Origin of the sequence: Aquabacterium sp. J223 (assembly GCF_024666615.1) — a bacterium.
GTDB lineage: Bacteria > Pseudomonadota > Gammaproteobacteria > Burkholderiales > Burkholderiaceae_C > J223.
Map to the genome: position 1 here is coordinate 1,579,748 of NZ_CP088297.1, position 18,457 is coordinate 1,598,204.

19 protein-coding genes and 1 pseudogene are annotated in these 18,457 nt (G+C 71.7%); 2 read left to right on the forward strand and 18 right to left on the reverse strand.

Annotated features, from left to right (window positions below; translation table 11 throughout):
• Positions 1 to 88: 88 nt before the first annotated feature.
• The 11 genes and pseudogenes from LRS07_RS07655 to LRS07_RS07705 form a co-directional block, all read right to left on the reverse strand.
• On the reverse strand, positions 89 to 952 hold the full coding sequence (locus LRS07_RS07655; RefSeq protein ID WP_260501343.1) for a MaoC family dehydratase: 864 nt from the start codon (positions 950 to 952) through the stop codon (positions 89 to 91).
• 150 nt (positions 953 to 1,102) lie between these two features.
• Positions 1,103 to 1,909: a 4-hydroxy-2-oxoheptanedioate aldolase gene (gene hpaI / locus LRS07_RS07660; protein WP_260501344.1), complete on the reverse strand. Its 807-nt coding sequence runs from the start codon at positions 1,907 to 1,909 to the stop codon at positions 1,103 to 1,105.
• 16 nt (positions 1,910 to 1,925) lie between these two features.
• Positions 1,926 to 2,444, reverse strand: a complete 519-nt coding sequence (locus LRS07_RS07665) for an aldehyde dehydrogenase family protein (RefSeq protein WP_260501345.1) — start codon at positions 2,442 to 2,444, stop codon at positions 1,926 to 1,928.
• Positions 2,445 to 2,451: 7 nt separating this feature from the next.
• Positions 2,452 to 3,492, reverse strand: a pseudogene (locus LRS07_RS07670) (aldehyde dehydrogenase family protein); the annotation flags it as partial.
• On the reverse strand, positions 3,437 to 4,240 hold the full coding sequence (hpaH, locus tag LRS07_RS07675; protein ID WP_260501346.1) for a 2-oxo-hept-4-ene-1,7-dioate hydratase: 804 nt from the start codon (positions 4,238 to 4,240) through the stop codon (positions 3,437 to 3,439). The pseudogene LRS07_RS07670 and the gene hpaH, both read right to left, overlap by 56 nt.
• A gap of 2 nt (positions 4,241 to 4,242) precedes the next feature.
• A complete protein-coding gene (locus tag LRS07_RS07680) occupies positions 4,243 to 4,647 on the reverse strand; it encodes a 5-carboxymethyl-2-hydroxymuconate Delta-isomerase (protein ID WP_260501347.1) in 405 nt (134 codons plus the stop codon).
• On the reverse strand, positions 4,647 to 5,465 hold the full coding sequence (locus tag LRS07_RS07685; RefSeq protein ID WP_260501348.1) for a DODA-type extradiol aromatic ring-opening family dioxygenase: 819 nt from the start codon (positions 5,463 to 5,465) through the stop codon (positions 4,647 to 4,649). Before LRS07_RS07685 ends, LRS07_RS07680 begins: the two co-directional genes overlap by 1 nt.
• Positions 5,462 to 5,788, reverse strand: a complete 327-nt coding sequence (locus tag LRS07_RS07690; RefSeq protein ID WP_260501349.1) for an aromatic ring-opening dioxygenase subunit LigA — start codon at positions 5,786 to 5,788, stop codon at positions 5,462 to 5,464. The genes LRS07_RS07685 and LRS07_RS07690 overlap by 4 nt, the downstream gene beginning before the upstream one ends.
• Positions 5,789 to 5,790: 2 nt before the next feature.
• Positions 5,791 to 7,248 (reverse strand): 5-carboxymethyl-2-hydroxymuconate semialdehyde dehydrogenase, encoded by a 1,458-nt coding sequence (gene hpaE, locus LRS07_RS07695; protein ID WP_260501350.1) that lies wholly within the window; start codon positions 7,246 to 7,248, stop codon positions 5,791 to 5,793.
• A 10-nt stretch (positions 7,249 to 7,258) separates the two neighbouring features.
• On the reverse strand, positions 7,259 to 8,026 hold the full coding sequence (locus LRS07_RS07700) for a fumarylacetoacetate hydrolase family protein (RefSeq protein WP_260501351.1): 768 nt from the start codon (positions 8,024 to 8,026) through the stop codon (positions 7,259 to 7,261).
• On the reverse strand, positions 8,023 to 8,739 hold the full coding sequence (locus tag LRS07_RS07705; protein WP_260501352.1) for a fumarylacetoacetate hydrolase family protein: 717 nt from the start codon (positions 8,737 to 8,739) through the stop codon (positions 8,023 to 8,025). Before LRS07_RS07705 ends, LRS07_RS07700 begins: the two co-directional genes overlap by 4 nt.
• Before the next feature lie 67 nt (positions 8,740 to 8,806).
• Between LRS07_RS07705 and hpaR the strand changes: the two genes are divergently transcribed.
• Positions 8,807 to 9,292, forward strand: coding sequence for a homoprotocatechuate degradation operon regulator HpaR (hpaR, locus tag LRS07_RS07710; RefSeq protein ID WP_260501353.1), 486 nt, complete (start codon positions 8,807 to 8,809; stop codon positions 9,290 to 9,292).
• Between the two features lie 28 nt (positions 9,293 to 9,320).
• On the opposite strand, the gene LRS07_RS07715 is transcribed toward hpaR, so the two are convergent.
• Complete coding sequence (locus LRS07_RS07715) at positions 9,321 to 10,400, reverse strand: Rieske 2Fe-2S domain-containing protein (RefSeq protein WP_260501354.1); 1,080 nt, start codon at positions 10,398 to 10,400, stop codon at positions 9,321 to 9,323.
• A gap of 94 nt (positions 10,401 to 10,494) precedes the next feature.
• Here LRS07_RS07715 and LRS07_RS07720 point away from each other — a divergent pair, with 94 nt between their 5' ends.
• Entirely contained in the window at positions 10,495 to 11,409 is a 915-nt protein-coding gene (locus LRS07_RS07720) for a LysR family transcriptional regulator (RefSeq protein ID WP_260501355.1), read from the forward strand.
• A 21-nt stretch (positions 11,410 to 11,430) separates the two neighbouring features.
• Here LRS07_RS07720 and LRS07_RS07725 read toward each other — a convergent pair whose 3' ends face one another.
• The 6 genes from LRS07_RS07725 to LRS07_RS07750 form a co-directional block, all read right to left on the reverse strand.
• The gene (locus tag LRS07_RS07725) at positions 11,431 to 12,252 is read right to left on the reverse strand and encodes an intradiol ring-cleavage dioxygenase (protein WP_260501356.1); all 822 of its coding nucleotides are present in this window, start codon (positions 12,250 to 12,252) and stop codon (positions 11,431 to 11,433) included.
• Positions 12,253 to 12,355: 103 nt separating this feature from the next.
• Entirely contained in the window at positions 12,356 to 13,477 is a 1,122-nt protein-coding gene (locus LRS07_RS07730; RefSeq protein WP_260501357.1) for a porin, read from the reverse strand.
• A gap of 334 nt (positions 13,478 to 13,811) precedes the next feature.
• Positions 13,812 to 14,753: a LysR family transcriptional regulator gene (locus LRS07_RS07735; RefSeq protein ID WP_260501358.1), complete on the reverse strand. Its 942-nt coding sequence runs from the start codon at positions 14,751 to 14,753 to the stop codon at positions 13,812 to 13,814.
• 153 nt (positions 14,754 to 14,906) lie between these two features.
• Positions 14,907 to 16,268: a class-II fumarase/aspartase family protein gene (locus tag LRS07_RS07740; RefSeq protein WP_260501359.1), complete on the reverse strand. Its 1,362-nt coding sequence runs from the start codon at positions 16,266 to 16,268 to the stop codon at positions 14,907 to 14,909.
• A gap of 37 nt (positions 16,269 to 16,305) precedes the next feature.
• The gene (locus tag LRS07_RS07745) at positions 16,306 to 17,484 is read right to left on the reverse strand and encodes a CaiB/BaiF CoA transferase family protein (protein WP_260501360.1); all 1,179 of its coding nucleotides are present in this window, start codon (positions 17,482 to 17,484) and stop codon (positions 16,306 to 16,308) included.
• 20 nt (positions 17,485 to 17,504) lie between these two features.
• Entirely contained in the window at positions 17,505 to 18,431 is a 927-nt protein-coding gene (locus LRS07_RS07750; protein WP_260501361.1) for an HTD2 family dehydratase, read from the reverse strand.
• Positions 18,432 to 18,457 lie beyond the last annotated feature (26 nt).

Sequence of the window (18,457 nt, forward strand, 5' to 3'; positions counted from 1 at the left end):
GCCGGTCCGCCTGACGCCACCGTGACCCCGACGGCGCAGCGAACGAACGCTGCGCCGTCGTGTCACGTCCGGCGGTCGGGCCGGAGCGTCAGGCGGCGTCGCCGCGGAAGGGCAGGGCCGTGCCGCCGTCCAGCACCACCTTGTCGCGGTCCACGCAGACCACGCGGAAGGCCAGCGCGTCGCCGTCCTTCCACACCTCGGTGCGCAGCAGGTCGCCGGGGTAGACCACGCCGGTGTAGCGCGCGCCGATGCGCTGCAGCCCCTGCGGCCCGGCGCAGTGCCGGCCGAGCAGGTAGGCCGCGATGCCCAGCGTGCACAGGCCGTGGAGGATGGGCCGCTCGAAGCCCGCGCTGCGCGCCACCGCCGGGCTGGCGTGCAGCGGGTTCATGTCGCCGGTCAGCCGGTACAGCAGGGCCTGGCCGGGCAGCGTCTGCCAGTCCAGCCGATGGTCGGCTGGCCGCTCGGGCATTGCGGGGCCCGCCGGTCGCGGCGCGGTCGGACCGCCGAAGCCGCCGTCCGCCCGCGCGATGGCGCTGCAGCGGATGTGCGCCAGCACGCGGCCGCCGGGCACCTCGGTGAGCGCGCGCTCCCAGAGGATGAGGGCGCCCTTGCCGGCGCCGCGGTCGAAGACCTGCGTCACCCGGGCGCGCGAGACGACATGGCCGCGCACCGGCAGCGGCGCGGTCAGCTCCACCTCGTGACCGGCGGCCACCAGGTGCTGCCACTGGATGCCGGTGTCGGGCTCCTGCATCCAGAAGCCGGGGCTGGCCAGCACCGCGGCCTGCGTGGGCAGCGCGGCCAGGCCCTCTTCGTAGACATGGCGCAGCTGGCCCGGGTCGGTGGGGTCCTGGCCCAGGCCGAGGCCCAGCCCGTAGAGCAGCGTGTCGCGCTCGTCGTAGCGCTGTTCGATCGCCGGGAACTCGCGCTGCGGCAGGTCGCGGATGTGTGGCATGGGGACGTTCAAACCGTTGTGGCGCCAGGCGCTGGTTGCACCGCGGCCGGCAAACCGGCATGACGGGGGCGGCGCCGGTCATCCGGCGGTCCTTCGCGGCGGCGCCGCCGTTGCGGGCCGACGCCCGGGCCGGCCAGGGGCGGGTCGCGCTCAGTAGACGCTGCCCTTCGCCGGCGGAGGCGGTTCGTCCTGGCCCTTGAACAGCGCCAGTTGCGCCGAGGCGGCGCGCGCGAGCAGCATGGTGTCGACACCGACGGCGACGAACAGCGCGCCGAGCGAGAGGTAGTGCTTGGCCAGCGGCGCGTCGGCGGTCAGGATGCCGGCGGCCTTGCCGGCCTGGCGCACCGCGGCGATGCCGCCGGTGATGGCCTGCTGCACGTCGGGATGGCCGGGCTGCCCGAGCAGGCCCATCGACGCCGACAGGTCGGCCGGCCCGAAGAACACCCCGTCCACGCCGTCCACCGCGGCGATCGCCGAGACCTGCGACAGCGCCTGCGCGGATTCGACCTGCACCAGCACGCACATCTGGTCGTCGGCGGCGTGCAGGTACCCGTCGATCCGGTTCCAGCGCGACGAGCGGGCCAGCGCGCTGCCCACGCCGCGCACCCCGCGCGGCGGGTAGCGGGTGGCGGCCACCACCTGCGCCGCCTGCTGGGCCGATTCCACCATCGGCACGAGCAGCGTCTGTGCGCCGGTGTCGAGGATCTGCTTGATGAGCGCGGTGTCGCCGATCGGCGGCCGCACGATGGGGTGCGAGCCGTAGGGCGCCACCGCCTGCAGCTGGGCCAGCACGCTGCGCAGGTCATTGGGCGCGTGTTCGCCGTCGATCAGCAGCCAGTCGTAGCCGGTGGTGGCCAGCAGTTCGGCGACGTAGGGATCGGCCAGGCCGACCCAGAGGCCGATCTGCGGGCGGCCTTCGCGCAGGGCCTGCTTGAAGGCGTTGAGCGGCATGCGCATGGTCTTGTTCTTCAGCTCAGGCGAGGCCGCCCATGCAGAGGTACTTCAGGTGCAGGTAGTCCTCGATGCCGTGGCGGGAGCCTTCGCGTCCCATGCCCGACTGCTTGATGCCGCCGAAGGGCGCCACCGCCGTGCTGATGATACCGGTGTTGACACCCACCATGCCGTAGGCCAGCCGCTCGGAGATGCGCCAGCCGCGCTTCAGGTCGCGCGAGTAGAAGTAGGCCGCCAGGCCGAATTCGGTGTCGTTGGCCATGGCCACCGCCTCGTCGTCGGTGGTGAAGCGGAACAGCGGTGCCACCGGGCCGAACACCTCCTCGCGGGCGATGCGCATGGCCGGGGTCACGCCGGCGATCAGCGTCGGCTGGTAGAAGGTGCCGCCCAGCGCATGGCGCCGCCCGCCGGTGACCACGCGCGCGCCCTGGGTCGTCGCGTCGCTCACCAGTTCTTCCACCTTGTCCAGCGCGGCGGTGTCGATCAGCGGGCCCTGCAGGACACCGGGCTCGTCGCCCGGGCCCACCTTCAGGGCGGCCATGGCGGTGGCCAGCTTCTCCCGCGAAGGCGTCGTGCACCGACGCCTGCACGAGCAGGCGGTTGCTGCAGACGCAGGTCTGCCCGGTGTTGCGGAACTTGGAGGCGATGGCGCCCTCCACCGCGGCGTCCAGGTCGGCGTCGTCGAAGACGATGAAGGGCGCGTTGCCGCCGAGTTCGAGCGACAGCTTCTTCAGGGTCGGCGCGCACTGCGCGGCCAGCACCCGGCCGACTTCGGTCGAGCCGGTGAAGCTGAGCTTGGCCACCACCGGGCTGGCCGTCAGCGCGCCGCCGATGGCGCGCGCGCCACCGGTGACCACCGACAGCACGCCGGCCGGCAGGCCGGCGCGCTGCGCCAGTTCGGCCAGGGCCAGCGCCGACAGCGGCGTCTGCGACGCCGGCTTGACGATCATGGTGCAGCCGGCGGCCAGCGCCGGCGCCACCTTGCGCGTGATCATCGCGGCGGGGAAGTTCCAGGGCGTGATGGCGGCGCACACGCCCACCGGCTCGCGGACCACGACGATGCGCTTGTCCGGCCAGGGCGAGGGGATCACCTCCCCATACAGCCGCTTGGCCTCCTCGGCGAACCACTCGATGTAGGAGGCGGCGTAGACGATCTCGCCGCGCGACTCGGCCAGCGGCTTGCCCTGCTCGGCGGTCATCAGCACCGCCAGGTCCTCCTGGTGCTGCACGATGAGGTCGAACCAGCGGCGCAGCAGGCGCGAGCGGTCGTCGGCGGTGCGGGCGCGCCAGCCGTCGAAGGCGCGTGCCGCGGCGGCGATGGCGCGCTCGGTCTCGACCTCGGTCATGTCCGGCACATGGCCGATCAGCGCGCCGGTCGCCGGGTTGTGCACGGCCAGCGTGGCCCCTTCGTCGGCGGCGCACCAGGTGCCGTCGACCAGACAGGCGTCGCGCAGCAGGCCGGGGTCCTGCAGGGGGAGGGAGGGGGGACGGCATGGTGGAACTCCGGGTGTGGCGGCAGGCGCTGGCGTTCGCTCAGACGAAGCGGAACGAGACGGTGCCCAACGGGCCGTAGTCGGCGTGCAGGCCATCGCCCGCCACCGCCGTCGTCGGGCGGGTGAAGGAGCCGGCCAGCACGACGTCGCCGGCGTCGAGCCGCTCGTCGTAGGGCGCGATCTTGTTGGCCAGCCAGGCGACGCCGGTGGCCGGGTGGTTGAGCACCCCGGCGGCCAGGCCGGTCTCCTCGACCACGCCGTTCTTGAACAGCATGGCGCCCACCCAGCGCAGGTCCACGGCGTCGGGCCTCACCGGCCGGCCACCCAGCACGATGCCGGCGTTGGCGGCGAAGTCGCTGATGGTGTCGAACACCTTCCGCGGCGCCTTGGTCTCGCGGTCGAACTGCTCGATGCGGGCGTCGATGATCTCCAGCGCCGGGCAGACGTAGTCGGTGGCGGCCAGCACGTCGAACAGCGTGGCGCCGGGCCCGGACAGCGGCCGGCCGAGCACGAAGGCCAGCTCCACCTCCACCCGCGGCGCGATGAAGCGGCCGATCGGGATGTCGCCGCCCTGCTCGAAGAACATGTCGTCCATCAGCGGCGCATAGTCGGGCTCGCTGATCTGGCTGGACAGCTGCATGGCGCGCGAGGTGAGGCCGATCTTGCGGCCCTTGATGCGGCGGCCGTCGGCCAGCTCCAGCTTCACCCATTCGCGCTGGATGGCGTAGCCGTCCTCGATGGTCATCTGCGGATGCTCGGCCGAGAAGTGCCGCAGCGCGGTGCGGGTCTTGCGCGCGTCGTAGAGGCGGCGAGCCAGGGCCTGGGTGGTCGTTGCTTCGAGCATGCTCACCTCTTCTGGAAGATCGAGTGCAGGTTGCCGAACTTGGCGTCGAAAACCTCCGGGCCTTCGTCCACCTGCAGCGTCAGCCCCAACGGCCGGCGCGCCAGCAGCGGGGCGAAGTGGGCCTTCGCCGCCTCGGCCAGCGCCTGGCCGGCGGCCTGCTGCACGGCGGCGCTGCGGCCACGGCCCATGCGCAGGTTCAACCAGCAGAAGGCGTGGTCGCCCGAGCCGTCGGCCACCGCGTGGTGCGCCGCCGGGTAGGCCAGCACGCGGATGCCGGCGGTGGGAAAGACACGCTGGCCGGCCTCGTCGTGCACCGTCTGCAGCGCGCCGGCCAGCGACCGGCACAGCGCGCCCACGTCGGTCTCGGCATCGAGCTGCGGCGTGTAGAGGATCACCACATGCGGCATCAGGCCACCTCCATCACGCCGACGGTGCAGGTCACCGAGAAGATCGGGATGGGCTGGAAGTGGCGGATGGTGCCGGCCCCGCGCGCGGCGGCGGCGATGCTGATGAAGGTGCGGATCTCGAAGCCGCCCTGGCCGGCGTCGCGGTAGACCTGGGCGTCGGTGTAGTCCAGCAGCGCGTCACGGTCGTTGCGCGCCCAGCGCTGCATGAAGTCGCGGTCCCAGGCCTCGTTGATCTTGCCGGAGTCGGGCGTGCACGGCCAGTGGCTGATGCCGCCGGTGCCGACGACGGCGATGCGCTCGGGCACGCTGTCGGCCGCGCGGCGCAGCGCCTCGCCGAAGGCCCAGGCCCGGTGCAGCGGCGTCAGCGGCGGGCCCTGGCAGTTGATGTTCACCGGCACGATGTCGAGGTCGTAGGTCGGCGTCAGGAAGTGCGTGGGCACCATCAGGCCATGGTCGAACTTCCACTCCTCGGCGAAGGCGACGTCCACCGTCTGCATCACCTCGGTGATGAGGCGCTTGCTCAGGCCCGGGTTGCCGGGGATGCGGGTGCGCTCGATGCCCAGCCAGGCCGGGTCCTCGATTGGGCCTTCGTAGGACTCGCCCATGCCCATCGCGTAGGCGGGCATGTTGTTCATGAAGAAGTTGCCGAAGTGCTCGGCGCCGACCAGCACCAGCGCGTCGGGCCGGGTGGCGCGCATCTCCTCGCCGAAGGCCCTGAAGGCCGCGTGGAAGGGCTCGCACAGCGCGGGGTCGGCCAGCTTGGCGCGGCCGGTGATGCCGGGGGCGTGGCTGCACACGCCGGCGAAGACAAGACTCATACCCCGGCCACCTTTTCGTCCATGCCAGTGGTCATGGCGTAGATGCCGTCGCGCACCGGCCCGTACTTCGCCACGCCGTCGCGCATGGCCTGGATGTAGTCGGCCCACGGCATGCCGAGGAAGGCGGCGTAGTGCATGAGCAGCTGGCCGTTGGCGCCGAGCACGTAGATCAGCCCGACGTCGCCCGCGAGCAGCGCACCCCGCTCCTCCTCGTTCAGCGGGTAGCCGTCGAGCACCGCCGCCGGCTCGTCCTTGAAACGCTGCTGCACCTGCGGCTCGCGGTTGAGCGCGTAGAGGAACTTCTGCAGGCCGTAGAGGCTCACGGTCACACTCCCCAGTGCGGGATGTGGTGGCTGCCCATCGACACCGCGATGTTCTTCGGCTCCAGGAACACCTCGTAGCTCCAGGTGCCGCCTTCGCGGCCGGTGCCGCTGGCCTTGGTGCCGCCGAAGGGCTGGCGCAGGTCGCGCACGTTCTGGCTGTTGACGAAGCACATGCCGGCCTCGATGGCCGCGGCCACGCGGTGCGCGCGGCCGATGTTCTCGGTCCAGACGTAGCTCGACAGGCCGTAGTCGATGTCGTTGGCCTTGGCGATGGCGTCGGCTTCGTCGATGAAAGGGATCAGGCAGGCCACCGGGCCGAAGATCTCCTCCTGGGCGATGCGCATGCGGTTGTCGACGTCGGCGAACACCGTCGGCTGGACGAAGTTGCCCTTGCGCACCGCCGCCGGCACGTCGGGCGCGTCGAGCCCGCCGCACAGCAGCGTGGCGCCCTCCTTGGGCCCCAGCTCGATGTAGCGGCGCACCTTGGCCAGGTGGGCCGGGCTGATCATCGGGCCGACGATGGTCTTTTCGTCCAGCGGGTCGCCGACGGTGATGCGCCGGGCGCGTTCGACGAAGCGGTCGACGAACCTGGCGTAGATCCCCTTCTGCACCAGGATGCGGCTGCCCGCGGTGCAGCGCTCGCCGTTGTTGCTGAAGATCATGAAGACCGCCGCGTCGAGCGCGCGCTCGAAGTCGGCGTCGTCGAAGATCACGAACGGGCTCTTGCCGCCGAGCTCCATGCTGAACTTCTTCAGGCCGGCCGCCTGCACGATGCGGTTGCCGGTGGCGGTGGAGCCGGTGAAGGAGACGGCGCGCACGTCCGGGTGCCGGCACAGCGGCTCGCCGGCGTCCTTGCCGGTGCCGTGGACGAGGTTGAGCACGCCGGCCGGGATGCCGGCCTCCAGCGCCAGCTCGCCCAGCCGGGCCGCGGTCAGCGGCGACAGTTCGCTCATCTTCAGCACCGCGGTGTTGCCGAAGGCCAGCGCCGGCGCCACCTTCCAGGTTGCCGTCATGAAGGGCACGTTCCACGGGCTGATCAGCGCGCACACGCCCACCGGGTGGAACAGCGTGTAGTTCAGGTGCGTGGGCGTGGGGTAGGTGTGGCCGTCGACGCGCACGCACATCTCGGCGAAGTAGTAGAAGTTGTCGGCCGCGCGCGGCACCAGCTGCTTGCCGGTCTGGGCGATGACCTGGCCGCAGTCCAGGGTCTCGGTGCGCGCGATCTCGGGCACGTGCTGGGCGATCAGGTCGCCCAGCTTGCGCACGAGCTTGGCGCGCTCGGTGGCCGGCAGGCCGGCCCACTTGGGGAAGGCCGCCTTGGCGGACTCGACCGCGGCGTTGACCTCGGCCTCGCCGCCGGCGGCCACCTCGGCCAGCACGTCTTGCGTGGCCGGGTTGAGGGTCTCGAAGTAGTCGCGGCCCTCGACGGCCTTGCCGCCGATCAGGTGCTGGATGCGCATGGGGAACTCCTTATCGTCCGAACGGCTCGTCGCCGACGATGGTGTTGACCAGCCGGCCGATGCCGACGATCTCGGTGATCACTTCGTCGCCGACATCGACGTTGACCACGCCGTCGGGGGTGCCGGTGAGGATGACGTCGCCGGCCTGCAGGGTCATGAAGCCGCTCAGGTATTCGATCAGCGCCGGGATGTCGTTGATCAGGTCCGCGGTATTGCCCTGCTGGGTGACGCGGCCATTGACCGAGGTGCGCAGGGTCAGGGCATGCGGGTCGGGCACGTCGGCCGCGTCCACCAGCCAGGGCCCCAGCACCGTGCCGCCGTCGCGGTTCTTCACCCGCAGGTTGGGCCGGTACCAGTTCTCCAGGTGGTCGCGCACCGCGTAGTCGTTGCAGACGGTGTAGCCGGCCACATGGGCCATCGCCTGCGTGCGCTCGACCTTGCGCGCCGTGCGGCCGATGACCACCGCCAGCTCGCATTCGTAGTGCATGAAGGCCACGCCGGCGGGCCGGCGGGTCTGGCCGCGGTGGCCGATCAGCGAGCTGGCGCTCTTGAAGAAGACCAGCGGCTCGTCCTTCGTGGTGACCGTCAGCTCCTTGGACAGCTCCTTGACGTGGTCGGCGTAGTTGAGGCCCAGCGCGATGACCGTGCCCACCTCGAAGGGCGGCAGCCAGACCACGGCGTCCTCCGGCAGCACCCGGCCGTCGGCGAGCTGCACGCCGTCGACGTGGGGCACCGCGGTGTGGAGGGCGCCGGCATGGGCGACGCGGGCGGTCTTCATGCCGGCACCCCGCTGGCCCCCGCCGACCCGGCCACCGACTCGGCCACCACGCGGTGGTGCAGCCGGCCGACGCCGTCGATGTGCAGCGTCACCGTCTGCCCGGCGCGCACCCTCGGCGCACCGTGTCCGGCGCCGAGCAGCAGCACGTCGCCGGGCCGCAGCGTCATGAAGTCGCTGACGTCGGCGATCAGCCGGGCGATGCCGCGCAGGCGGCCGCCCGTGGTGCCGGTCAGGACCGGCGTGCCGTCGACCTCGATGCGCACCGCCAGCGATTCGGGCTGCGGCAGCGCTTCGGCCGGCACCACGCGCGTGCCGAGCGGGCAATAACCGTCGCGCGCGATGAAGCGCACCGCCGGCCGGTAGTGGCTCGCCAACGGCACGGCGACCTCGGCCGCCATCACATAACCGGCCACGCAGCCCATCGCCGCGGCGTCGTCCGCGCGGCAGACGGTCCGCCCGACGACGACGCCCAGCGAGGCGCCGACGGTGAGCGCCTCCTCGCCGTCGGGCACGACGAGGTCGTCGCCGTCGGCGGCCAGCGTGTGGCGCGGGCGCACGGCCAGCACCGGGCCCTTCGGCGGCGCCTTGTAGGGCGGTTCGTGGGCGGCCTTGCCCAGCGCGTCGAGCTGGGCCGGGTCGTTGAGCAGCGCCGCGATGACCGTGCCGCTGAGGCGGTACGGCGGCACGTCGATCTGCAGGGAAGACAGCGGCATGGGCAGGCGTCCGGGCGTTGGCGTCAATTCGCTAACATGTTAGCAATGTAGCCACTAAGATCGACCCATGTCAACCCGCCGAGCACGCACCGGTTCCCTGCGGTCATCGGGGTTTGCCCACCGCAACCTGCCGTTGCTGCTGCTGCAGGCGCGCGAGGGCGTGATCGCGCACTTCCGGCCCATCCTCAACGCCCACGGCGTGACCGAACAGCAGTGGCGCATCCTGCGCGCGCTGCTCGAGACGGGGCCCCTGGAGCCGCGGCAGATCGGCGAGGCCTGCCGCATCTCCAGCCCCAGCCTGGCCGGCGTGCTGGCGCGCATGGACGACCTCGGCTACGTCACCCGCGAGCGGGTGGCATCGGACCAGCGGCGGCTGCTGGTGACGCCGACGGCGAAGGGCCGCGCCCTGGCGGCGGCGATGGCGCCGCAGATCGAGGCGGTGTACGAGGCGATCGAGGCGCACGTCGGCAGCGACTTCATCCAGCGCTTCTATGCCACGCTGGACGAGCTGATCGGGCTGCTCGACGGGGTGGCGCCGGCGCCCGAGGAATGACGGTGCGCCATCGCCCGGCGCGAGGGGTTCAACGGGCGCGGTCCTTCAGGTAGCGCCGCATGGCCACGGCCGGGGCGTCGGCGGCGATCGAGAACTCGTACAGCTCGTCCGGCGGCGTGCCGGCCAGCGCCTCTTCCTGCAGGGCCAGGCCGACCACGTCCTCGTGGAAGGCCTGGAACAGCTGGTCGTGCATGGTGCGCGTCATCGCCGCGTCGTGCTGCGCGAAGTCGCGGCCGTGCACGATGAAGTAGTGCGTCGTCGTCGCCGTCTCCGGCGTCGGCATGTGGGCGGTGCGGATGTGGAAGGTGCGGCGCTGGTCGGCCGGCAGGTGGCAGTCGTAGAACGCCACCGACACCTCGTGCAGCCCGGGCCCGAGGAACTCCGACCGCACGATGCGCGCCGCCTGGCCCTGGCCCTTCAGGCCGGTGGGGTCGGCCCACACCGGGGGCAGGGTGGTCGGCACCACGTCGCGCAGCAGCGCGAAGCGGCCGTCGCCGATCACCGATTCGAACGGCGCCTTGGCGTAGTCCGGCGTGCCGATGCTCTTCTCGTGCAGGAAGGTGAGGTGGGTGAGGTCGAGCAGGTTCTCGTGCAGCCGCACGTAGCTGCCGTGCAGCGTCAGGAAACCCTGCGAGGTCTCCCAGTCCGGCGATTCGAGCCAGGGCTGCGGCGGCAGCCGCGACAGGTCGGCGGCCGCCGGGTCGCCCATCCAGATCCACACCACCGGGCCGCGCTCGACCACCGGGTAGGCCCTGACCCCGACGTGCTTCGGGCACTGGGGCTGCGACGGCACGTCGATGCAGTCGCCCTGGGCGTTGAAGCGCATGCCGTGGTAGCCGCAGACCACGGTGTCGCCGTCCAGGCGTCCGGCCGACAGCGGCATGCTGCGGTGCGGGCAGCGGTCGTCCAGGGCCACCACCGCCCCCGCCGTGTCACGGTAGAGCACGACACGGCGGCCGAGCAGGCGGCGCGCGAGCAGGTGCGGGCCCACCTCCTCGGCGAAGGCGGCGACGTACCAGTCGTCGAAGACGAAGGGCGTGTCGCGGTCGGCCATGCGGGCCGCGGCGGCCTGGGCGCCGCGGAGGACGGCGGTCGGTGGCAGGGTCATGGGATGTCTCCGGGGCCGCCTCTCGGATCGGGCGGTGACGGCCAGTCTAGGCAACGGCCGGCCGTCGGTACATTCCCGCTGAAGCAGCTGCGATATGCCCGCGATGCATTGGAAGGACTTCGACCTCAACCTCCTGCCGGTGCTCGACGCGCTGCTGCGGCGGGGCAGCGTCTCGGCCGCCGCCGAGCACCTGGGGCTGGCACAGCCCGCGGTGAGCAAGGCGCTGCGGCGGCTGCGCCTGTACTTCGGCGACCCGCTGTTCGTGCGCACCGGCCGCGGCATGGCGCCGACGCCCAAGGCGATGGAGCTGGCCCCGGCCGTGGCGCAGGTGATGGAGACCGCGCGCGCCCGCCTGGTGCCCGGCGCGGGCTTCGACCCGGCGACCAGCCAGCGCGTCTTCACGCTCAGCATGAGCGACGTCGCCGAGCTGGTCTTCCTGCCCACGCTGCTGCCGCGGCTGCAGGCGCTGGCGCCGCAGGTCACGCTGCGCGTGGTGCGGGTGCCCCCGCGCGAGCTGGACGCGGCGCTGGAGCAGCGCAACGTCGACCTGGCGCTGGGCAGCGCGCGGCTGGCCCGCGAGGGGCTCTTCCAGCAGCAGCTGTTCCGCCATCCGCTGGCCTGCATCGCCTCGCCGCGCCACCCGGCCGCCGCAGGCCCGCTGGGCCTGGCCGACTACCGGTCGGCCGGCCACATCGGCGTCACCACGCCGGGAGCGGAGGAGGACATCTTCGAATGGGCCCTGCAGGAGCATGCGGTGACCCGCCGCTTCGTGATGTTCACGCCCAGCTTCATGGTGCTGCCCATGCTGCTGGCGCAGGGCGACCTGCTGGCCACCGTGCCGCAGCGGCTGGCCGACACCTTCGTCGGTTACGGCGCGGTGCACGCCTGGCCGATGCCGGTGCCGGTGGCGCCGCTGGCGTTGCGGCAGACCTGGCACGCGCGCTTCCACCACGACCCGGCCAACGCCTGGCTGCGCCAGCTCGTCTGCCAGCTGTTCCAGGCGGCGTGAGCGCCCGCCGCCACCCGGGCGTCAGGGCTTGGTCGGACCGGGGACCAGCATGCCGACCCGGCCGGCGCCCTCCGCCGGCGGCAGCGCGCGCCGGCCGCTGCCGGTGCGCAGCGCCGGCGGCATCGGCATGCCCGGGCGCTGGTCGGAGGGGCGGCCCTGCGGATCGACCACCAGCGTCAACCGCGCCACGTAGCGGTCGGGCAGTTCCTGCACCGCGCCGATCACGCTTTCACCGGCGCGCAGGGCGATGCCGTCGGTGCGGTTGACCACGTCGCGGACGCCGCGCCGCCGGTACTGCGGCGTCTGCGTGTAGAGGAACTCGTTGAGCCCATCGGGCAGGAAGAACTGCGAGGTCAGCAGCGCGGCGCCGTCGTTCAGCACCTTCATGTGGACGTGCGTGGTGCGCCCGGGGTACCAGCCGGGGTAGACGGAGCGGAAGCGCACCTCGCCGCCGTCGTCGCTGACCTGGCCGCCGCGCAGGAAGGTCTTGCCCACCAGGTCGACCGTCCTGTCGTCGCCCTGGCCCGCATAGCCCGAGTACCGCCCTGCAGCGTCGCACTGCCACACGTCGACCCGGCATCCCTTCAGCGGCCGGCCGTCGGCATCGCGCACGGTGAAGACGATCTCCAGCGGCACGCCGGGCAGGCCCTCGGTGATGTCGCTGCGCAGCGGCATGCCGTCCAGGTAGTACGGGCCCTCGGTGGTCTGGGCGGTCAGCGGCAGGCGCGCGGCCGTCGTCGCAGCGGCCGGCGCCTGCGCGACGGCGGCGACCGGTGCCAACACCGCACCGCCGGTGGCCAGCAGGCGGCGCCGCAGCAGGTCGGGGCGCGGGATCTCGTTCACGGCATCGGCTCCACGGGACTCGTCGGAAGGATAAACGCCCGCCGCATCCTCACGGACCCGGCGGGCGTCACACGACCGGGCCGGCCCGCGGTCGGAACGAGCATCAGAAGGCGTGGCGAATGCCCACCATGTAGCTGTCGCCGCTCTTCTTCGCGGAGGCCGGCGTGGTGGCCGGCACGCTGGAGAACTTCTCGTTCATCAGCATGGCGTAGATGTCGGTGCGCTTGGACAGCGAGTAGAGGTAGCCCGCACTCACCGTCTCGCGCTTGTAGTTGGTGGCGCCCGACGCCTTGATCTCGTTGGTGTCGCGGCCGGCGGTCAGTTGCAGCTGGCCCGGGCCCAGCCGCGCGGTCAGGCCGACCTGCGGGATGCGGCTCTTGTTCGGCACCCCGGGCGTCAGGCCCGCGGCGGCCGAGTTGTCGACCGTGGCGTAGGCCGCGCTCAGTCGCACGATGCCGAAGTTGTAGGCCGCACCCAGCACCCACATGTCCTGGTCGAAGGCCGCGGTGGAGGCAGCGGGCGGCGGCTGATGACGGGCGCTCTGCAGGCCGGCGGTCACCACCAGCGGGCCGCCCATGTAGGCGAGGCTGGCGGCGTAGTTGTAGCGCGAGCCCCGACCTTCGCCGGCCTGCAGCGCGACGTTGCCGGTGAAGCCGCTGAGGTTGGGCGTGGTGTACCGGATCGAGTTGGTCATCGCCGTGTCGATGATCGACAGGCCGCGCACGCCGCCATTGAACATGTACCGGAAGATCGGCGAGAAGCGCGAGTTGCCGCCCATGGCGCTGACCGGCAGGGTGGCCAGCCACATCGGGTTGCCGTTGGTGCCCAGTCGCACCTCGCCGAAGCCGCCGGCCAGGCCGACCGTCGCCTCGCGGGCCCAGAAGCTGTCGGTCGCGCTGCGCCCGCTGGTGCCGGTGTCGGCCAGCAGGAAGCTCTCCAGCGTGAACTTGGCGCTCAGGCCACCGCCGAGGTCCTCGGTGCCGCGAAAGCCGAGGAAGCTGGTGGTGACGCCGCCGTTGTGCACGCCCTTGACCTCGGTCACGGCGACGGTCGCGCCCGTCGCCGTCGAGATGGCCGGGCCGGGGCCGACGCTGCCGTACTGGCCGGCGGCGACGTCGATGACGCCATAGACCTGGACCTGGCTTTGCGCATGTGCGGCGCCGATGGCCAACACGATGGGCGAGAGGGCGACTGCACTGGCCGCAAGCCGGAGTGAACGCTGCATGGGAGTCTCCATGGATGTTGTGGGCGAGTTGTGCGGCAGCCGCCGGGGGGACGGTGCCGACACAGGTCGCGACGATAGGCAGCGCCCAGCAGCGTCAGAAATCGATAAGAGTCATGCAACGTATCGATGACATTGATACGTTCGGCCCGATGAAGACGCGTCCAACGCCGCTTCAGAGGTAAGGCGGCATGGCCATCACGAGCCGGCCAAATTGGCAGTACACGCACCGTGTGGTGCGTCAGCCCATGGCGCAGGGGTTACTCCGTGTGACCGTGTTGCAACGGCCGCCGGCCTGCGGCTCACGCTCAGCAAACTGCATGAAGAACCCGGGAGGTCAGTCCTTCTGATGACCGGGCTGTGGGTCCGCGGCCATGTCCCGGGCGCAGGCCAGCAGCGCTTCGCGCAGCCACCGGTGCGCGGGGTCGTCCTGCAGGTGCCGCGGCCAGATCAGCATCTCCACCAGCGTCGGCACTTCGATGGGCACCTCGTACAGCTTCAGCGGCAGCGTGCGCGCGGCCAGCACGGCCAGCCGCCGCTGCACCACCGCCAGGCGCCGCGTGCCCACCACCAGCTGCGGCAGCAGGCTGAAGCTGCTGACGCTGGTCTCCACCCGGCGCCGGTGGCGGTAGCGGGGGAACAGCCAATCCTCGAAGGCACCGCCGCCCGGCAAGTTGAAGCGCGCCGAGACATGCCCCATGGCCAGGTACTGCTCGACGCTGAGGCTGTCGCCGAGGTCGGGGTGGTCTCGCCATGCGATGCACACGTGGTCCTCGTCGAAGACCCGGGTCTGCGGGTGGTCCAGGCGCTCCGCATAGGTCTGCGGCATGACGAGCACGTCCGTGTGGCCGCGCTCGATGCTGTCGAAGAGGTCGTGCGACAGGCCGAGCAGGTTCAGCGTGATGCCCGGCGCTTCCCTGGAGATGCGCCGCACGGCGTCGGCCAGCAGCACCGTGGTGACGTAGTCGGACGCGCGCAGCGTGAACTTCAGCGAGGCGGTCGCCGGGTCGAACGACGGCCGTCGGCGGATGGTGGCGCGGGCGCTCAACAGCGTGTCGCGCACCGGTGCGACCAGGCTGCGCGCCAGCGGCGTCGGCATCAGCTCGCGGCCGGCCGGGACGAGCAGGAGGTCGTTGAAGTGCTCACGCAGGCGGGCCAGCGCCGAACTGGCCGCCGACTGGCCGATGTGCAGCCGCTCGGCCGCCCGGGTCACGTTGCGCTCTTCCAGCAGCGCCTCCAGCGTGACCAACAGGTTCAGGTCGAAGCGGTCCAGTCGCATGGTGATGACCCGGGTTGCCCCTGGAATTGATCTCGTCGTTTCGGATCATCAATCGAAACTGTGTTTCGCCCTAGCGGGCCGGGTCCCCTCCGGCAGCAGATTCATTGGGCAGAACGACGCGGCCGAGCCCATCGCTGGCCGGGTCGCCGCGGCTCAGGCGCCGGCCTGCCGGCGGTGCGCGTCCAGCACCCGGTCGACGAACACGCCGGACTGGCCGAGGTAGTTGGCCGGGTCCAGCATGGCCTCCAGCGCCGCGCGGTCGACGTGGCGCCGGATCTCCGGGTGCGCCGCCAGCAGCTCGATCAGCGGCGTGCGGTCGGCCAGCGACTGGCGGCACAGGTCGTAGACGAGGTCGTGGGCGTACTCGCGGCCGATGTAGGGCCCCAGGCCCATCATCACCGCCTCGCTCATCACCAGGCCGCCGGTCATCTCGATGTTGCGCCTCATCGCCTCGGCATCGACCTGCAGGCCTTCGACGACGAAGCGCGACTGCTTCAGCGCGCCGGCGATGAGGCAGAAGGTCTCGGGCAGCGAGATCCACTCGATCTCCCACGGGCCGGTGGAGCGTTCGTGGTCGGCCACCATGGCGTCCAGCAGCGCGGCGGTGTGCTGGCGCACCACGCTGATGGCGGCGTGGATGTAGCAGCTGCTGATCGGGTTGCGCTTCTGCGGCATGGTGCTGCTGGAGCCGCGGCCGTGGTGGTAGGGCTCGTAGACCTCGCCCACCTCGGTCTGCATCATCAGCTTGACGTCCATGCTGAGCTTGCCCAGCGTGCCGCCGATCAGGCCGAGCACGGTGCCCACCTCGGCGATGTTGTCGCGGATGGTGTGCCAGGCGATGACGGGCTGCTTCAGGCCCAGCTCGGCGCACAGGCCGGCCTGGGTGTCCATCGCGCCCTTCTCGATCGAGGCCAGCGTGCCGGCGGCGCCGGCGAACTCGCCCACCAGCACCCGTTCCTTCAGCTGGGCGATGCGCTCGCGGTGGCGCAGCACGGCCGACAGGAGGCCGGCCATCTTGTAGCCGAAGGTCACCGGGATGGCCTGCTGCAGGTTGCTGCGGCCGATCATCGGCGTCAGCCGGTGCGCCTCGGCCAGCCTGGCGAGCGCGTCGGCGATGCCCTTCAGGTCCGCATCGACCAGCGCCAGGCCCTCGCGGATCTGCAGCACGGTGGCGGTGTCGGTGATGTCCTGCGTGGTCGCGCCCCAATGCACGAACTCGCCCAGCTTGTCGCGGCAGCGCTGGTTGATCTGCGTCACGACGCCGAGGATGGGGTAGCCGATGCGTTCGGTCTGCTGGCGCAGGCGCGCCATGTCGATCTGGTCGAGGTGGCAGTGGCTGACGATCTCGTCGGCCGCCTCCTGCGGAATGATGCCGAGGCGGGCCTGCACGATGGCCAGCGCGCGTTCGATCTCCACGTACTTGGCGGTGCGGTTCTCGTCGGACCACACGTGCCGCATCGCATCGCTGCTGAAGATGCCCTGGAAGATGCTGGAGTCGATGATGGAAGCGGCCATGGCGGTCTTTCGAAGGAGGTTGCGGTAGGGGGGTGGATCAGATCGCCTCGGCCGCGCGCAGCGCCGCGACCTCGTGCGGCGGCACCCCGAGTTCGGCGAGGATGGCGTCGGTGTGCTGGCCCAGCGCGGGCACCGCGTCCATGCGCGGCGGCTCGGGCCAGCTGCCGGGCGGCAGCAGCGCGGGCAGCGGGCCCACCGGCGAGTCCACCTCGCGCCAGCGGCCACGGGCCTGGAGCTGCGGATGGGCCCAGACCTCGGCCATGGTGTTCACCTGGGCGTTGGCGATCTGCGCGGCCTCCAGCCGTTCGACCACCTGCGCGGCGCTCAGCGGCGCGAAGGCCTCGACGATGAGGGCGCGCAGTGCGTCCCGTGCGGCCACGCGCTTGCTGTTGCCGGTGAAGCGCGGGTCCTGGGTCAGTGCGGGCTGCTGCAGCACCTTCTCGCAGAAGGCCGCCCATTCGCGCTCGTTCTGCAGGCCCAGCATCACCGTGCCGCCGTCGCCGGCCGGGAAGGGGCCGTAGGGGTAGATGGTGGCGTGCGCGGCGCCGGTGCGCGGCGGCGGCGCCTGGCCCTCGAAGGCGTAGTACAGCGGGTAGCTGGTCCACTCGGCCAGCGACTCGAGCATCGAGATGTCGATGTGGCGGCCGCGGCCGGTCTGCTGGCGCTGCAGCAGCGCGGCCAGGATGTTGCTGTAGGCGTACATGCCGGCGGCGATGTCGGCGATCGACGGCCCGGCCTTGCAGGGTTCGTCCGGCGTGCCGGTGACGGAGACGAAGCCCGCCTCGCTCTGGATCAGCAGGTCGTAGGCCTTCTTGTCGCGGTAGGGCCCGTCGCCGCCGTAGCCGGAGATGTCGCAGACGACGAGCCCCGGCTTCTTAGCCGACAGCACGTCGTGGCCCAGGCCCAGGCGCTGGCTGGCGCCGGGGGCCAGGTTCTGCACCAGCACGTCGGCCTTCTCCAGCACCAGCCGCTGCAGCAGGGCGTTGGCCTGCGGGTGCTTGACGTCCAGCGTCAGGCTTTCCTTGCTGCGGTTGGTCCAGACGAAGTGCGAGGCCATGCCGCGCACCCGCTCGTCGTAGCCGCGGGCGAAGTCGCCGCTGCCCGGCCGCTCGACCTTGATGACGCGGGCGCCGAGGTCGGCGAGCTGGCGGGTGGCGAAGGGCGCCGCGATGGCGTGCTCCAGCGTGACGACGGTCAGGCCCTTGAGCGGTTGCATGGTGATGTCTCCCGGTCGGTTCAGCGCAGCGTGGCTTCGGCGTCCATCGTCAGCCAGCCCTCGTGGTCCTGCGCCCACAGCGTGACGGTCCGGCCGTCGGCCTGCGGCTGGCCGCAGACCTTGAACGGGTTCAGGTCGAAGGTCGGCCGCACGGCCCTGAAGCGGAAGGTCGCGACGTCGGCGTCCGGCCGCTGGCGGCGCAGCAGGTCCATCAGCAGCGTGGCGATGAGCGGCCCGTGCACGATCAGGCCGGGATAGCCTTCGACCTGGGTGACGTACCGGCGGTCGTAGTGGATGCGGTGGCCGTTGAAGGTCAGCGCGGAGTAGCGGAACAGCAGCACGTCGTCCGGCACGATCGTGCGCCCCCACGCTTCCTGCGGTCGCTGCCTGCCGAGGGGGCGCGTTTCCGGCCCGGGAGACCCGGATCCGGGAACCTGGTCGGTGTCCATCACCAAGGGCGCCTTCACCGGCGGCGGCTCGACGTCGGACGGCTTCTTCGCGTCGCGGTAGACGATGTCGTGGAACTCGACGATGGCCGGCTCGGCGGCGCCGTTGCAACGCACCTCGTGGCGCACCTTCACGAAGACCAGCCGGCCGGTGCGGCCGTCCTTGACGGTCACGTCGGCGATGGTGGAGGTGCGCTCCACCCGGTCGCCCACCCGCACCGGGCTGCGGAACTCGAACTGGCCGCCGGCCCACATGCGCCGCGGCTGCGCCACCGGCGGCAGGAAGCCGCCGCGCTTGGCGTGTCCGTCGGCGCCGATCTCGCTCTGCCGGTGCACCGGCAGGAAGTAGAGCCAGTGCCACAGCGGGGGCAGCGGGCCTTCGGCGACCTCCGGGATCGGCCAGTCCAGCGTGGCGTGCAGCGCCTTGACCGGTGCCGGCGTGATCAGGTCGTGGACCGATTCGCTGCGGCCGATCCAGGCCCGCAGGTCGGGTTCGCTCATGGTGTCTCCTCTCGCCAGGGGGTGGC

What these genes read in the sequence shown, in the direction of transcription:
- LRS07_RS07655 (WP_260501343.1), bottom strand. Translation starts at nt 952, where the DNA reads ATGCCACACATCCGCGACCTGCCGCAGCGCGAGTTCCCGGCGATCGAA.
- hpaI (WP_260501344.1), bottom strand. Translation starts at nt 1,909, where the DNA reads ATGCGCATGCCGCTCAACGCCTTCAAGCAGGCCCTGCGCGAAGGCCGC.
- LRS07_RS07665 (WP_260501345.1), bottom strand. Translation starts at nt 2,444, where the DNA reads ATGGCCGCCCTGAAGGTGGGCCCGGGCGACGAGCCCGGTGTCCTGCAG.
- hpaH (WP_260501346.1), bottom strand. Translation starts at nt 4,240, where the DNA reads ATGCTCGAAGCAACGACCACCCAGGCCCTGGCTCGCCGCCTCTACGAC.
- LRS07_RS07680 (WP_260501347.1), bottom strand. Translation starts at nt 4,647, where the DNA reads ATGCCGCATGTGGTGATCCTCTACACGCCGCAGCTCGATGCCGAGACC.
- LRS07_RS07685 (WP_260501348.1), bottom strand. Translation starts at nt 5,465, where the DNA reads ATGAGTCTTGTCTTCGCCGGCGTGTGCAGCCACGCCCCCGGCATCACC.
- hpaE (WP_260501350.1), bottom strand. Translation starts at nt 7,248, where the DNA reads ATGCGCATCCAGCACCTGATCGGCGGCAAGGCCGTCGAGGGCCGCGAC.
- LRS07_RS07700 (WP_260501351.1), bottom strand. Translation starts at nt 8,026, where the DNA reads ATGAAGACCGCCCGCGTCGCCCATGCCGGCGCCCTCCACACCGCGGTG.
- LRS07_RS07705 (WP_260501352.1), bottom strand. Translation starts at nt 8,739, where the DNA reads ATGCCGCTGTCTTCCCTGCAGATCGACGTGCCGCCGTACCGCCTCAGC.
- hpaR (WP_260501353.1), top strand. Translation starts at nt 8,807, where the DNA reads ATGTCAACCCGCCGAGCACGCACCGGTTCCCTGCGGTCATCGGGGTTT.
- LRS07_RS07715 (WP_260501354.1), bottom strand. Translation starts at nt 10,400, where the DNA reads ATGACCCTGCCACCGACCGCCGTCCTCCGCGGCGCCCAGGCCGCCGCG.
- LRS07_RS07720 (WP_260501355.1), top strand. Translation starts at nt 10,495, where the DNA reads ATGCCCGCGATGCATTGGAAGGACTTCGACCTCAACCTCCTGCCGGTG.
- LRS07_RS07730 (WP_260501357.1), bottom strand. Translation starts at nt 13,477, where the DNA reads ATGCAGCGTTCACTCCGGCTTGCGGCCAGTGCAGTCGCCCTCTCGCCC.
- LRS07_RS07735 (WP_260501358.1), bottom strand. Translation starts at nt 14,753, where the DNA reads ATGCGACTGGACCGCTTCGACCTGAACCTGTTGGTCACGCTGGAGGCG.
- LRS07_RS07740 (WP_260501359.1), bottom strand. Translation starts at nt 16,268, where the DNA reads ATGGCCGCTTCCATCATCGACTCCAGCATCTTCCAGGGCATCTTCAGC.
- LRS07_RS07745 (WP_260501360.1), bottom strand. Translation starts at nt 17,484, where the DNA reads ATGCAACCGCTCAAGGGCCTGACCGTCGTCACGCTGGAGCACGCCATC.
- LRS07_RS07750 (WP_260501361.1), bottom strand. Translation starts at nt 18,431, where the DNA reads ATGAGCGAACCCGACCTGCGGGCCTGGATCGGCCGCAGCGAATCGGTC.